At 62.0% G+C, this 14,425-nt stretch carries 9 protein-coding genes; 2 read left to right on the top strand and 7 right to left on the bottom strand.

Annotation, left to right across the window (positions count from 1 at the left end; translation table 11 throughout):
* From X757_RS155745 to rpsL, 4 genes are all read right to left on the bottom strand, one after another.
* Positions 1 to 203, bottom strand: a 203-nt coding sequence (locus X757_RS155745) for a GTP-binding protein (protein ID WP_023716381.1), incomplete at its 3' end; no start/stop codon positions are given.
* 65 nt (positions 204 to 268) lie between these two features.
* On the bottom strand, positions 269 to 2,359 hold the full coding sequence (gene fusA, locus X757_RS155750) for an elongation factor G (RefSeq protein ID WP_023667430.1): 2,091 nt from the start codon (positions 2,357 to 2,359) through the stop codon (positions 269 to 271).
* Between the two features lie 30 nt (positions 2,360 to 2,389).
* Positions 2,390 to 2,860 (bottom strand): 30S ribosomal protein S7, encoded by a 471-nt coding sequence (rpsG, locus tag X757_RS155755; RefSeq protein WP_008875664.1) that lies wholly within the window; start codon positions 2,858 to 2,860, stop codon positions 2,390 to 2,392.
* Positions 2,861 to 2,936: 76 nt separating this feature from the next.
* On the bottom strand, positions 2,937 to 3,308 hold the full coding sequence (gene rpsL, locus X757_RS155760; RefSeq protein WP_006333356.1) for a 30S ribosomal protein S12: 372 nt from the start codon (positions 3,306 to 3,308) through the stop codon (positions 2,937 to 2,939).
* Positions 3,309 to 3,803: 495 nt separating this feature from the next.
* Between rpsL and X757_RS155765 the strand changes: the two genes are divergently transcribed.
* Together X757_RS155765 and X757_RS155770 are read left to right on the top strand one after the other, a co-directional pair.
* Entirely contained in the window at positions 3,804 to 4,085 is a 282-nt protein-coding gene (locus X757_RS155765) for a transcriptional regulator (protein WP_023713029.1), read from the top strand.
* 106 nt (positions 4,086 to 4,191) lie between these two features.
* Entirely contained in the window at positions 4,192 to 5,127 is a 936-nt protein-coding gene (locus tag X757_RS155770) for a Gfo/Idh/MocA family protein (protein WP_023667432.1), read from the top strand.
* Positions 5,128 to 5,173: 46 nt separating this feature from the next.
* Here the strand turns inward: X757_RS155770 and X757_RS155775 are convergent, their stop codons facing one another.
* The 3 genes from X757_RS155775 to rpoB form a co-directional block, all read right to left on the bottom strand.
* Positions 5,174 to 5,839, bottom strand: a complete 666-nt coding sequence (locus tag X757_RS155775) for an O-methyltransferase (RefSeq protein WP_023725783.1) — start codon at positions 5,837 to 5,839, stop codon at positions 5,174 to 5,176.
* A 78-nt stretch (positions 5,840 to 5,917) separates the two neighbouring features.
* Positions 5,918 to 10,114 (bottom strand): DNA-directed RNA polymerase subunit beta', encoded by a 4,197-nt coding sequence (rpoC, locus tag X757_RS155780; RefSeq protein ID WP_023667434.1) that lies wholly within the window; start codon positions 10,112 to 10,114, stop codon positions 5,918 to 5,920.
* 147 nt (positions 10,115 to 10,261) lie between these two features.
* Positions 10,262 to 14,398: a DNA-directed RNA polymerase subunit beta gene (rpoB, locus tag X757_RS155785; protein ID WP_023686024.1), complete on the bottom strand. Its 4,137-nt coding sequence runs from the start codon at positions 14,396 to 14,398 to the stop codon at positions 10,262 to 10,264.
* Positions 14,399 to 14,425 lie beyond the last annotated feature (27 nt).

Below are 14,425 nucleotides of genomic sequence, written 5' to 3'. Positions count from 1 at the left end.
GCCGTCTCGTATTCGACGTGCGCCGTCGAAATCGTGATGCCGCGGGCCTTCTCTTCGGGCGCCGCATCGATCTGGTCGTAGCGCTTGTACTCGCCAAAATACTTCGTGATCGCCGCCGTCAGCGACGTCTTGCCATGATCGACGTGGCCAATCGTGCCAATGTTCACATGAGGCTTGTTACGCTCGAATTTACCTTTTGCCATGTGATGTCTCCAATCTGCTCGCCCGTACGGGCCTTGAATTAAGTTACCGATGCAACCCGTTCAGGTTACGCGTATTTCTTCTGGACTTCCTGGGCGACCGCGGTCGGCACAGGCTCATAGTGATCGAACTGCATCGTGTAGGCCGCGCGGCCCTGGCTCATCGAGCGCAGGTTGTCGACGTACTTGAACATGTTGGCCAGCGGCACCATCGCGTTGATGACGACAGCCACGCCACGCGCTTCCTGGCCCTGGATCTGGCCGCGACGGCCGTTCAGGTCGCCGATGACGCTGCCGACATAGTCTTCCGGCGTCACGACTTCGACCTTCATGATCGGCTCGAGCAGCTGCACGCCAAGCTTGGGTGCGGCTTCACGGAAGCAGGCGCGGCCGGCGATTTCGAAGGCCAGGACGCTGGAGTCAACATCATGGTACGCGCCGTCGATGAGCGTCGCCTTGACGCCGATCATCGGGAAGCCCGCGAACGGACCCGACGACATGACGCTGTTGATGCCTTTTTCGACACCCGGGATGTATTCCTTGGGAACGGCGCCGCCGACGATCTTGGTCTCAAACTCGAACTCCGAGCTTTCCGGGTTCGGTTCGAACACGATCTTGACGCGAGCGAACTGACCGGTACCGCCGGTCTGCTTCTTGTGGGTGTAGTCCTGCTCGTGCCTGCGGGTGATGGTCTCGCGGTAAGCCACCTGCGGCGCGCCGACATTGGCCTCGACCTTGAACTCGCGACGCATGCGGTCGACGATGATGTCGAGGTGAAGTTCGCCCATGCCCGAAATGATGGTCTGGCCGCTTTCCTCGTCGGTCTTGACGCGGAAGGACGGATCCTCGGCGGCCAGGCGGTGAAGGGCGAGGCCCATCTTTTCCTGGTCGTTCTTGGTCTTCGGCTCGATGGCGATCTGGATGACCGGATCGGGGAATTCCATGCGCTCGAGGATGACCGGGTGCAGCGGATCGCTGAGCGTGTCGCCGGTGGTCGTGTCCTTGAGGCCGGCCAGAGCAACGATGTCGCCGGCAAAGGCTTCTTCGACGTCGGCGCGCGAATTCGCATGCATCTGCAGCATGCGGCCGATGCGCTCTTTCTTGCCCTTGACGGTGTTATCGACCGAGATGCCCTTGGTCAGTTTGCCCGAATAGATGCGGGCAAAGGTCAGCGAACCGACGAACGGGTCGTTCATGATCTTGAAGGCCAGCATCGACAGCGGCTCGTTGTCGTCGGCATGACGCTCGATCTCGGCGTCGGTCTTGGCGTCGACGCCCTTGATGGCGGGAACATCGGCCGGCGACGGCAGGTATTCGACGACGGCGTCGAGCAGCGGCTGCACGCCCTTGTTCTTGAAGGCCGAGCCACAGAACATCGGGTAGAACTTGACCGCGATGGTGCCCTTGCGGATCAGCGCGCGGATCTCGTCATTCGACGGCATCTTGCCTTCGAGGTAATTCTCGAGTGCCGTCTCGTCCATTTCGACAGCGGCTTCGATCATCTTCTCGCGGTATTCTTCGGCGCGAGCCTGCAGGTCGGCCGGGATCTCGACGACGTCCCAGGCAGCGCCCAGCGTCTCGTCGCGCCAGACCAGCGCGTTCATCTCGACGAGATCGACGACACCCTTGAACTCGGTCTCAGCGCCGATCGGCAGTTGCATGACGACGGCATGCGCACCAAGACGCGAGCCGATCATCTCGACCGAGCGGTAGAAGTCGGCGCCGATCTTATCCATCTTGTTGCAGAAGATCATGCGCGGAACTTTATACTTGTCGGCCTGGCGCCAGACGGTTTCCGTCTGCGGCTCGACACCGGCATTGGCATCGAGCAGCGCAATGGCGCCGTCGAGCACGCGCAGCGAACGCTCGACTTCGATGGTGAAGTCGACGTGTCCGGGAGTGTCGATGATGTTGAAGCGGTACATCTTGCCGCTGCGACCCTTCCAGAAGGTCGTGGTGGCGGCGGACGTGATGGTGATGCCGCGTTCCTGCTCCTGCTCCATCCAATCCATGGTGGCAGCGCCGTCGTGGACTTCGCCGATCTTGTGCGACTTGCCCGTGTAATAGAGGACGCGCTCGGTGGTCGTCGTCTTGCCGGCGTCAATATGCGCCATGATACCGAAATTGCGGTAGTCTTCGATTTTGTATTCGCGGGCCATCGTGGATGCCTTCTCAGTCTCGTTCGCGCTTTACCAGCGGTAGTGCGCGAAAGCGCGGTTGGCTTCTGCCATCTTGTGGGTGTCTTCACGCTTCTTCACGGCGGTGCCGCGGTTATTGGCCGCGTCCATCAGCTCGCCGGAGAGGCGGTCGACCATGGTGGTCTCGTTGCGGTTGCGCGCAGCTGCAATCAGCCAGCGGATCGCCAGGGCCTGGCGGCGCTCGGGGCGCACATCGACCGGAACCTGGTAGGTAGCGCCGCCGACGCGGCGCGACCGGACTTCCACATGCGGCGCGACATTGTCGAGCGCCTGATGGAAGACGGTGACCGGCTCCTGCTTGGTCTTCGACTGAACCTGGTCGAGCGCACCGTAGACGATGGTCTCGGCAACCGACTTCTTGCCGTCATACATGACGGCGTTCATGAACTTGGTGACGATCAGATCGCCGAACTTCGGGTCCGGATTGATCTCACGCTTTTCTGCACTGTGACGACGCGACATGGCTTTTGTCTCTCAATCTCGTAGCCCGACGCATTCAAGCAGCGCCAGGGCCGGAAAATCTTACTTCGGACGCCCCTTACTTCGGACGCTTGGCGCCGTACTTCGAACGGCGCTGCTTGCGGTTCTTCACGCCCTGCGTGTCGAGCACGCCGCGGATGATGTGGTAGCGCACGCCCGGAAGATCCTTGACGCGGCCGCCGCGGATCATGACCACGGAGTGTTCCTGAAGGTTGTGGCCTTCGCCGGGGATGTAGCCGATCACTTCAAAGCCGTTGGTCAGGCGGATCTTGGCCACCTTGCGCAGTGCCGAGTTCGGCTTCTTCGGCGTCGTTGTATAGACGCGCGTGCAGACGCCCCGCTTCTGCGGGTTCTGCTGCATGGCCGGGACCTTGTTGCGCTTCACCGGCGCAATGCGCGGCTTGCGGATCAGCTGGTTGACGGTAGGCATTAAACCCTCTTGTCTCTCAATTCCGTGTCTCGCCCGGTCAGGGCCGCTCAAAGCGCCAATTCCATACGCAAATTCGGGCCATAAACCGCGCCTCGCGGTCCTGCCCGAACAAAATGCAGAGGAAGCGGGAACCGCTTCATGCGCGCCGGAAATGTCTTTTCGCTCGTAAAACGAACCCTGTTTGAGGCAAACTCCAAAGCGTGTCGCTTCGGAAGGGAGAGCCTCACATCGGTTCTGACTGGGCGGCTTCTACTCGCAAGACCGTGAACCGTCAACCCCGGCACGCCAAATATTGCGCGCTGACGACGGCTTGGCAGCCATGTGAAAGACGCATGTAATTTTCTTTCTTCATTTTGCAAGGCAGAGGAAGAAAGTGACCCGCGCAGACAAGAAAGTGACCGGCTTTTGGCTGTCATGCGCGGGTTCTTCATGGCAAAAGGCACCATGGACAGCGCAAATCCCCTCGCCCGCACCCGTCTCAAAAGGAATCAGCCCGTGAACGACAATGAGGAGCGCCCGGTCACCATCATCACCGGCCGCGTCTGGAAAAAGAAGGGCGGCAAGCCGGAAGGCGTGCATGTGATGCTGGTCGCGCCCGACGACGATTCGGCCGTGCGCCGGGCGCTCGAATCGCTCGCCGCCGAAGGCTATGCCGAAGCTGAGCTCGACCAGATCGGCGATATGGAGGGCGTACCCGACGAGGAGCCGCATCTGTCGGCCTTCCAGGGCGCGCTCGAAGGCGAAGTGTCGATCGTTACGTTCGAGGTTCCGCTCTGAGCGTCGCCGGCTGCTTGCGCCTGTCACCGCGCCGGCTTGCCCGGCACCGGTTCTCTGCTAAGAACCGGGCGACTTAACCAGCCAAATTCGAATCCGCGGAGTTCCCATGCCCTCGAACAATGGTCCCATCAAGCTCGGCATCGTCGGCGTCGGCAAGATCGTGCGCGACCAGCATCTGCCGGCAGTGGCCAAGGATGCGGACTACCGCCTCATCGCCGCTGCCAGCCGGCACGGCAAGGTGGACGGCATCCCGAATTTTCCGACCATTGAGGCGATGCTCGACGCGGTGCCCGACCTCGAGGCCGTCTCGCTGTGCATGCCGCCGCAGTTCCGCTACGACGCGGCACGCACCGCGCTGATGGCGAAGAAGCATGTTTTCCTGGAGAAGCCGCCGGGCGCTACGGTCAGTGAGGTCGAGGACCTGAAGCAGCTGGCGGCAGCCAATGGCGTTTCACTGTTCGCCAGCTGGCATTCGCGCTACGCGCCGGCAGTGGAGGCCGCGCGCGCCTTCCTAGCGTCGGCCAAGGTCAACTCGGCTGCCATCGCCTGGAAGGAAGATGTCCGCCGCTGGCATCCGAACCAGGATTGGATCTGGGCGCCGGGCGGTTTCGGCGTCTTCGATCCCGGCATAAACGCACTGTCGATCGCAACCCACATCCTGCCGGCGATGTTCATCACCTCGGCCGTCCTCGACTTCCCGGAAAACCGCGCCTCGCCTGTGGCGGCCCACGTGACCTTCCGTACCTCGGATGGGTTGCCGGTGACCATGGAGCTCGACTGGCTGCAGACGGGACCACAGAGCTGGGACATCCTGGCCGACACCGACAAGGGCAAGATGGTGCTGTCCGGCGGCGGCACCAAGCTCGCCATCGACGGCAAGGTGGTTCACGACGAGCCGGAGGCCGAATATCCCCAGCTTTACCGGCGCTTCGCTGAAATCGTACGCGCCGGCGTCTCCGATGTCGATTTGGCACCCCTGCAGCACGTGGCCGACGCCTTCATGCTCGGCAAGCGCAATGTGGTGGGAGCGTTCTTCGATTGAACGATGAGTTCTGCCGGACCGCAGTCCGGACACTCACCATGCAGCCTTACTCGATGATCGCAATCGCAAAGCCGTCATAGCCTTTGGCGCCGACGGTCTGGATGGCGGTGCCGTCCAGGCGCTTGTCGCCGCCGATGAAGGAAAACGCACCGCGTGCGCCTTCGACATACGCGTCACGGCCATCGTCGTTGAGCACGGTGCCGTCGCGGATGACGTTGTCGCAGATGATGACCGTCCCCGGCCGCGACAGGCGCATGGCCCATGACAGATAATTCGGGTTGTTCGGCTTGTCCGCGTCGATGAAGATCAGATCGAACGGACCGGCATTTTCGGCAGCCAGCGTCTCAAGCGACTGAAGCGCGGGGCCGATCCTGAGCTCGACCTTGTCCGGCACCCCTGCCCGCTCGAGATTCGAGTGCGCGACTTTTGCATGATGCGGCTCGAGTTCGAGCGTCACGATCTTGCCGCCGACGGGCAATCCCCTTGCCATCCAGATGGTCGAGTAGCCGCCAAGCGTGCCGATCTCCAGCACCTTCCTGGCGCCGCTGATGCGGACCAGCAGCGACAGCAGCTTGCCCTGCGCCGGCGATACGTCGATGGCCGGCAGGCCCTGGTCGCGGTTGGCCGCAAGCACCGCTTCGAGGATGGGATCTGCCTCGAAGAGAGAGGAAACGATGTAGTCGTCGACGTCAGTCCAAACCTTCTTGCTCATGTTTTCCTCGATTCGATGGGGGTCAAAACGCGAAAAGGGGCCACTGGGGCCCCCTTCCTTCTTCTCGTCCTACCGCGCTTACTGCGCGGCGTTGACCATGTCGGTCAGCATCGGCTCGGCGACCTCGACACCGGACGCCTTGCGGCGCTCGTCGATGATCAGTTCGTCGCGCGAGGTGGCGATGCGCCGGATCTGGCTCATCGTGCCGCCGGTACCGGCCGGGATCAGCCGGCCGACGATGACGTTTTCCTTCAGGCCCTGCAGCATGTCGGTCTTGCCGGCAACCGCAGCTTCGGTCAGCACCCTGGTCGTCTCCTGGAAGGAGGCGGCCGAGATGAAGGAAGGCGTCTGCAGCGAGGCCTTGGTTATGCCCAGCAGCACCGGCTGGCCTTCGGCCGGCTTCTTGCCGTCCTCGACCAGGCGCTCGTTGACCTCTTCCAGTTCGATCACGTCGACGTGGTCGCCCGGAATGTAGGTCGAGTCGCCCTGTACCGTGATCTCAACCTTCTGCAGCATCTGGCGAACGATCACCTCGATGTGCTTGTCGTTGATCGACACGCCCTGCAGACGGTAGACTTCCTGGATTTCGTTCACGAGGTAGGAAGCAAGTGCTTCCACGCCCTTGATCGCCAGGATGTCGTGCGGCGCCGGATTGCCGTCGAGGATGTAGTCGCCCTTCTCGATGACGTCGCCGTCCTGGAGATGGAACGGCTTGCCCTTCGGGATCAGGTATTCGACCGGCTCAAGCGTCGAGTCATGCGGCTCGATGATGATGCGGCGCTTGTTCTTGTAGTCGCGGCCGAAGCGGATCGTGCCATCGATCTCGGCGATGATGGCGTGATCCTTCGGACGACGTGCCTCGAACAGCTCGGCAACACGCGGCAGACCGCCGGTGATGTCCTTGGTCTTCGCGCTTTCCATCGGGATACGCGCCAAAACGTCGCCGGGACGAACCTGCGAACCCGGCTCGACCGAAAGAATGGCCTCGACCGAGAGCAGGAAGCGGGCGTCGCCGCCCTTCGACAGCTTGCCGACCTTGCCCTTGGGGTCAAGGATGGCGATCGCCGGCTTGAGGTCGTTGCCGCGTGGCGTCGAGCGCCAGTCGATGACCTCGCGCTTGGTGATGCCGGTCGATTCGTCGGCCGTTTCCTGAACGGAAATGCCGTCGACCAGATCCTCGTACGACACCTTGCCTTCGATTTCGGTAAGGACAGGGCGGGTATAGGGATCCCATTCGGCGATACGCTGGCCCCGCTTCACCTTGTCGCCATCGTCCACGAAGATGCGCGAACCATAGGTAAGGCGATGCGAGGCACGCTCCTTGCCGGCTTCGTCGAGGATCAGCACCGCCATGTTGCGGCCCATGACCATCTGCTGGCCGTCCGAGTTGCGCACCACGTTGCGGTTGCGGATCTCGACCTTGCCCTCATACGAGGCTTCAAGGAACGAGCTGTCCACCACCTGCGCCGTACCGCCCATGTGGAAGGTACGCATGGTGAGCTGGGTGCCCGGCTCGCCGATCGACTGCGCCGCGATGACGCCGACGGCTTCGCCCTGGTTGACCGGGGTGCCGCGGGCAAGATCGCGTCCGTAGCAGACCGCGCACACGCCGATCCTGACCTCGCAGGTCAGTGCCGAGCGAATGCGGACCGACTGCACGCCGGCCTTTTCGATCTTTTCCACGTCACGTTCGTCCATCAGCGTTCCGGCCTTGACCAGAACTTCGCCCGAAACCGGATGCGTGATGTCGTCGAGCGAGGTGCGGCCCAGCACGCGCTGACCGACCGAAGCAACGACCTGACCGGCATCGACGATCGGCTGCATGGTGAGGCCCTTGTCGGTGCCGCAATCCACGGAGTTGACGATGCAGTCCTGCGCCACGTCGACCAGACGACGGGTGAGGTAACCCGAGTTCGCCGTCTTCAAGGCGGTGTCGGCCAGACCCTTGCGGGCGCCGTGGGTCGAGTTGAAGTACTCGAGCACGGTCAGGCCTTCCTTGAAGTTCGAGATGATCGGCGTCTCGATGATTTCACCCGAGGGCTTTGCCATCAGGCCGCGCATGCCGGCGAGCTGACGCATCTGGGTGGGCGAACCACGCGCACCCGAATGCGACATCATGTAGATCGAGTTCATCGGCTTTTGACGGCCACTGTCCTCGAACTCGACGGCCTTGATGCGGGCCATCATCTCGTCGGCGACCTTTTCCGAGCACTTGGCCCAGGCGTCGACGACCTTGTTGTACTTCTCGCCCTGAGTGATCAGGCCGTCATTGTACTGCTGCTCGTATTCCTTGGCCAAAGCTTCGGTGTCGGAAACCAACTTGATCTTGGCGTCCGGGATCAGCATGTCGTCCTTGCCGAACGAAATGCCGGCGCGGCAGGCGTGGCTGAAGCCGAGGGCCATGATGCGGTCGCAGAAAATGACCGTCTCCTTCTGACCGCAGTGGCGGTAGACGGTGTCGATCATCTTGGAGATGTTCTTCTTGGTCATCTCCTGGTTGGCGGTCTCGTAAGGCACGTTGACGTTCTTCGGCAGCAGTTCGCCGATGATCATGCGGCCAGGCGTGGTGTCGTAGATTTTCGACACGACCTTGCCTTCGGCGTCGACCGTGCGGAAGCGACCCTTGATCTTGGAGTGCAGCGTCACCGCCTTGGTCTCGAGCGCATGCTGGAGTTCGCCCATGTCGGCAAACACCATGCCTTCGCCCGGCTCGTTCTGATTGACGATCGAGAGATAGTAGAGACCCAGGACCATGTCCTGCGACGGCACGATGATCGGCGCGCCGGAAGCCGGGTGCAGGATGTTGTTGGTCGACATCATCAGCACGCGGGCTTCAAGCTGCGCTTCCAGCGACAGCGGCACGTGAACGGCCATCTGGTCGCCGTCGAAGTCGGCGTTGAAGGCCGTGCAGACCAGCGGATGCAGCTGGATCGCCTTGCCTTCGATCAGGATCGGCTCGAACGCCTGGATGCCGAGGCGGTGCAGCGTCGGCGCACGGTTCAAGAGCACCGGATGCTCGCGAATGACCTCGTCGAGGATATCCCAGACTTCCGGACGCTCCTTCTCGACCAGCTTCTTGGCCTGCTTGACGGTCGAGGAGAACCCCTTGGCGTCGAGGCGGGCGTAGATGAACGGCTTGAACAGTTCGAGCGCCATCTTCTTCGGCAGGCCGCATTGGTGCAGCTTGAGCTCCGGACCGGTGACGATGACCGAACGGCCCGAATAGTCGACGCGCTTGCCGAGCAGGTTCTGGCGGAACCGGCCCTGCTTGCCCTTCAACATGTCGGACAGCGACTTCAGCGGACGCTTGTTGGCGCCGGTGATGACGCGGCCGCGACGGCCGTTGTCGAACAGCGCATCGACGGCTTCCTGCAGCATGCGCTTTTCATTGCGCACGATGATGCCGGGGGCGCGCAGCTCGATCAGCCGCTTCAGACGGTTGTTGCGGTTGATGACGCGGCGATAGAGATCGTTCAGGTCGGACGTCGCGAAACGTCCACCATCCAGAGGAACCAGCGGGCGCAGGTCCGGCGGGATCACCGGAACCACCTTCATGATCATCCATTCCGGACGGTTGCCGGACTCCATGAAGTTCTCGACGACCTTGAGTCGCTTCAGATACTTCTTCTGCTTCAGCTCGGACGTGGTCGAAGCCAGTTCCGAACGCAGGTCGCCGGCGATCTTCTCCAGGTCCATGCCGGCCAGAAGGTCATGAATGGCCTCGGCACCGATCATGGCGGTGAACGAATCCTCGCCATATTCGTCGACGGCGATCATGTACTCTTCCTCGCTGAGCAGCTGGTGCTCCTTCAGCGCGGTGAGGCCAGGCTCGGTGACGATGTAGTTCTCGAAGTAGAGGACGCGCTCGATGTCCTTCAGCGTCATGTCGAGCAGTGTGCCGATGCGCGACGGCAGCGACTTCAGGAACCAGATGTGAGCGACAGGTGCCGCCAGCTCGATGTGGCCCATGCGTTCGCGGCGAACGCGCGACAGCGTGACTTCGACGCCGCACTTTTCGCAGATGACGCCCTTGTACTTCATGCGCTTGTACTTGCCGCACAGGCATTCATAGTCCTTGATCGGGCCAAAAATGCGCGCGCAGAACAGACCGTCACGCTCCGGCTTGAAGGTGCGGTAGTTGATGGTCTCCGGCTTCTTGATCTCGCCGAACGACCAGGACAGAATCTTCTCAGGGCTGGCGAGCGATATCCGGATGGAATCGAACACCTGCGCCGGCGCCTGCGGATTGAAGAGATTCATGACCTCTTGGTTCATGCCGTTCTCCTTTTCGGGGTCCTCGAAAACCCCTTGCATCTAACGCGGGCCAAATGCCCGCTGAGTGGTCGGCCCACTGGCCGTAGAATTTGTTGCATCCGGTCGCGGCGTTCCGCGACCGGATGTCTTGCTTACTCGGCCGCGCCCCTATTCGGCAGCATCTGGCAGCCGGACAGGGTTGTCGTCGAGCTTGGTATTCTCCAGCTCGACATTGAGGCCGAGAGACCGCATTTCCTTGACGAGCACGTTGAAGCTCTCGGGAATGCCGGCCTCGAACGTGTCGTCGCCGCGCACGATCGCCTCGTAGACCTTGGTGCGGCCGGCGACATCGTCCGACTTCACCGTCAGCATTTCCTGCAGCGTGTAGGCGGCGCCATAGGCTTCCAGCGCCCAGACCTCCATTTCGCCGAAGCGCTGGCCACCGAACTGCGCCTTGCCGCCCAGCGGCTGCTGGGTAACGAGCGAGTACGGACCGATCGAACGCGCGTGGATCTTGTCGTCCACCAGGTGGTGAAGCTTGAGCATATAGATATAGCCCATCGTCACCTTGCGATCGAACGGCTCGCCGGTGCGTCCGTCATAGAGCTGCGACTGACCGCTGGTGTGCAGGCCCGCCTGCTCCAGCATGATGTTGATGTCGACTTCATGCGCGCCGTCGAACACCGGTGTCGCGATAGAGACGCCGCGGCGCATCTGCTCGCTGAGGCGAACGATGCTCTCGTCGTCATATTCGCGGACCGGCTCGTTGCGGTCGTTGGCTGGGATGAAGCTCTCGAGCGTCTTGCGCAACGGCTTGATGTCTCCAGCCGTCTTGTACGCGTCGATCAGCTCGCCGATCTTCTTGCCCATGCCCGCGCATGCCCAGCCCAGATGCGTTTCCAGGATCTGGCCGACATTCATGCGGCTCGGCACACCCAGCGGGTTGAGCACGATATCGGCATGCGTGCCGTCCTCGAGGAAAGGCATGTCCTCGACCGGAACGATCCGCGACACGACACCCTTGTTGCCGTGACGTCCCGCCATCTTGTCGCCCGGCTGCATCTTGCGCTTCACGGCCACGAAGACCTTGACCATCTTCATGACGCCCGGAGGCATTTCGTCGCCGCGCTGGACCTTCTCGACCTTGTCCATGAAGCGCTGCTCGAGCGCCTTCTTGGAATCGTCGTACTGGCCACGCAGGGCTTCCAGTTCGCTCTGGAGCTTTTCGTTCTCCACTGCAAACTGCCACCACTGCGAACGCGGATACTCGTCCAGCGTATCCTTCGACAGCTTCGAGCCCTTCTTGAAGCCCTTCGGCCCGGCAATCGCTTCCTTGCCGACGAGAACGTCGGAAAGCCGCGAATAGACGTTGCGGTCGAGGATCGCCTGCTCGTCGTCGCGGTCCTTGGCGAGGCGTTCGATCTCCTCGCGTTCGATCGCCATGGCGCGCTCGTCCTTCTCGACGCCGTGGCGGTTGAAGACGCGCACTTCGACGACGGTGCCGAAGGTGCCCGGAGGCATGCGCATCGAGGTGTCGCGAACGTCGGACGCCTTTTCACCGAAGATGGCGCGCAGGAGCTTTTCTTCCGGCGTCATCGGGCTTTCGCCCTTCGGCGTGATCTTGCCGACCAGGATGTCGCCCGGCTGCACTTCCGCGCCGATATAGACGATGCCGGCTTCGTCGAGGTTCTTCAGCGCTTCTTCCGAAACGTTCGGAATGTCGCGTGTGATTTCCTCCGGTCCAAGCTTGGTGTCGCGGGCCATGACCTCGAATTCCTCGATGTGGATCGAGGTGAAGACGTCGTCGGCCACGATGCGCTCGGAGAGCAGGATCGAGTCCTCGTAGTTGTAGCCGTTCCACGGCATGAACGCGACCAGCACGTTGCGGCCGAGCGCCAGATCGCCGAGCTCGGTCGACGGACCGTCGGCGATGATGTCGCCCTTGTTGACGCGGTCGCCCATGCGCACCAGCGGACGCTGGTTGATGCAGGTGTTCTGGTTCGAACGCTGGAACTTCATCAGCCGGTAGATGTCGACGCCCGACTTGCCGGGATCGAGATCTTCCGTGGCGCGGATGACGATACGCGTCGCGTCCACCTGGTCGACGATGCCGCCGCGGCGGGCGCCGATGGCGGCGCCCGAGTCACGGGCAACGATCGGCTCCATGCCGGTGCCTACGAACGGCGCTTCGGCGCGCACCAGCGGCACGGCCTGACGCTGCATGTTGGAGCCCATCAGCGCGCGGTTGGCGTCGTCGTTCTCGAGGAACGGGATCAGCGCCGCGGCCACGGACACCATCTGCTTGGGCGACACGTCCATCAGATCGACGTTTTCGCGCGGCGCCATCATCACTTCGCCGGCGCTGCGGCAAATGACGAATTCGTCGACGAAACCACCATTCTTGTCGAGCTCGGCATTGGCCTGCGCGACGTGGTGCTTGGACTCTTCCATAGCGGAGAGATAGACGACCTCATTGGTCAGCTTGCCGTTGACGATCTTGCGGTACGGGCTTTCGATGAAGCCGTACTTGTTGACGCGCGCGAAGGTCGCCAGCGAGTTGATCAGACCGATGTTCGGGCCTTCCGGCGTCTCGATCGGGCAGATGCGGCCGTAATGCGTCGGGTGCACGTCGCGCACTTCGAAGCCGGCGCGCTCGCGGGTCAGACCGCCCGGGCCAAGTGCCGACAGGCGGCGCTTGTGGGTGATCTCCGACAGCGGGTTGGTCTGATCCATGAACTGCGACAGCTGCGAGGAACCGAAGAACTCGCGCACGGCGGCAGCCGCCGGCTTGGCGTTGATCAGGTCCTGCGGCATCACCGTATCGATCTCGATCGAGGACATACGTTCCTTGATCGCGCGCTCCATGCGCAGCAGGCCGACGCGGTACTGGTTCTCCATCAGCTCGCCGACAGAACGCACGCGGCGGTTGCCGAGATTGTCGATGTCGTCGATCTCGCCCTTGCCGTCGCGCAGTTCGACCAGCGTCTTGACCACGGCCAGGATGTCATCCTTGCGCAGCACGCGCACGGTATCCTCAGCCTTGAGCTCGAGGCGCATGTTCATCTTGACGCGGCCGACGGCCGACAGGTCGTAGCGCTCCGAGTCGAAGAACAGCGAGTTGAACATGGCTTCGGCGGTTTCAAGCGTCGGCGGCTCGCCCGGGCGCATGACACGGTAGATGTCGAACAGTGCGTCCTGGCGGCTCTCGTTCTTGTCGACGTTGAGCGTATTGCGGATGTAGGCGCCGACATTGACGTGGTCGATGTCGAGAACCTTGATCTCGCTTTCGCCCGTGCCGAGCAGCACCTTCAGCGTCTTTTCGTCGATCTCGTCGCCGGCTTCGAGGAAAATCTCTCCGGTGCCGTAGTTGACGATGTCCTCGGCCAGGTAATTGCCGAGCAGATCCTCGTCGGTCGCCTTGATCGCCTTCAGACCCTTTTCGCCAAGCGCTCTTGCCTGGCGGGCGGTGATCTTCTTGCCGGCCTCGACGACAACTTCGCCGGTGTCGGCATCGACGAGGTCGCCAACGGCCTTCAGGCCGCGGAAACGCTCGACGTTGAACGGGATGCGCCAGTGGTCACCGGCGCGCTTGTAGGTGATCTTGTTGTAGAAGGTCGACAGGATTTCTTCGCCGTCCATGCCGAGCGCCATCAAGAGCGACGTCACCGGAATCTTGCGGCGGCGGTCGATGCGGGCGTGCACGACGTCCTTGGAATCGAACTCGATGTCGAGCCACGAACCGCGATAGGGAATGACGCGCGCCGCAAACAAAAGCTTGCCCGAGGAGTGCGACTTGCCCTTGTCATGGTCGAAGAAGACGCCCGGCGAACGGTGCATCTGCGAGACGATGACGCGCTCCGTGCCATTGACGATGAAGGTGCCGTTGAGCGTCATGAGCGGCATGTCGCCCATATAGACGTCCTGCTCCTTGATGTCCTTGATCGACTTTGCGCCGGTATCCTCGTCGATATCGAACACGATGAGGCGCAGCGTCACCTTGAGTGGCGCGGCATAGGTCAGGTCGCGCTGACGGCATTCGTCAACGTCGAATTTCGGTCCTTCGAACTCGTACTTCACGAACTCCAGCATCGAGGAGCCGGAGAAATCGGAGATCGGGAAAACCGACTTGAAAACGGCCTGCAGTCCCTCGTCCGGACGCCCACCCTTGGGCTCCGCCACCATCAGGAACTGGTCATAGGATGCTTTTTGAACCTCGATCAGGTTCGGCATCTCCGCAACTTCCGGAATCTTTCCGAAGAACTTGCGTACGCGTCTGCGGCCATTGAAAGTCTGGGTCTGGGCCATCGTCGCTCCTTAGCTATAAACTCGGGG

Source organism: Mesorhizobium sp. LSHC412B00 (assembly GCF_000503035.1).
In the GTDB taxonomy this organism is placed as follows: domain Bacteria; phylum Pseudomonadota; class Alphaproteobacteria; order Rhizobiales; family Rhizobiaceae; genus Mesorhizobium.
Note: the sequence above shows the minus strand (reverse complement) of the source record. Positions and strands in the feature narration are given on the sequence as shown.

Bases quoted from the DNA above. Each gene is read 5' to 3' on its own strand.
- rpsL (WP_006333356.1), bottom strand. From the start codon at position 3,308: ATGCCTACCGTCAACCAGCTGATCCGCAAGCCGCGCATTGCGCCGGTG.
- X757_RS155775 (WP_023725783.1), bottom strand. From the start codon at position 5,839: ATGAGCAAGAAGGTTTGGACTGACGTCGACGACTACATCGTTTCCTCT.
- rpoB (WP_023686024.1), bottom strand. From the start codon at position 14,398: ATGGCCCAGACCCAGACTTTCAATGGCCGCAGACGCGTACGCAAGTTC.
- rpoC (WP_023667434.1), bottom strand. From the start codon at position 10,114: ATGAACCAAGAGGTCATGAATCTCTTCAATCCGCAGGCGCCGGCGCAG.
- X757_RS155770 (WP_023667432.1), top strand. From the start codon at position 4,192: ATGCCCTCGAACAATGGTCCCATCAAGCTCGGCATCGTCGGCGTCGGC.
- fusA (WP_023667430.1), bottom strand. From the start codon at position 2,359: ATGGCCCGCGAATACAAAATCGAAGACTACCGCAATTTCGGTATCATG.
- rpsG (WP_008875664.1), bottom strand. From the start codon at position 2,860: ATGTCGCGTCGTCACAGTGCAGAAAAGCGTGAGATCAATCCGGACCCG.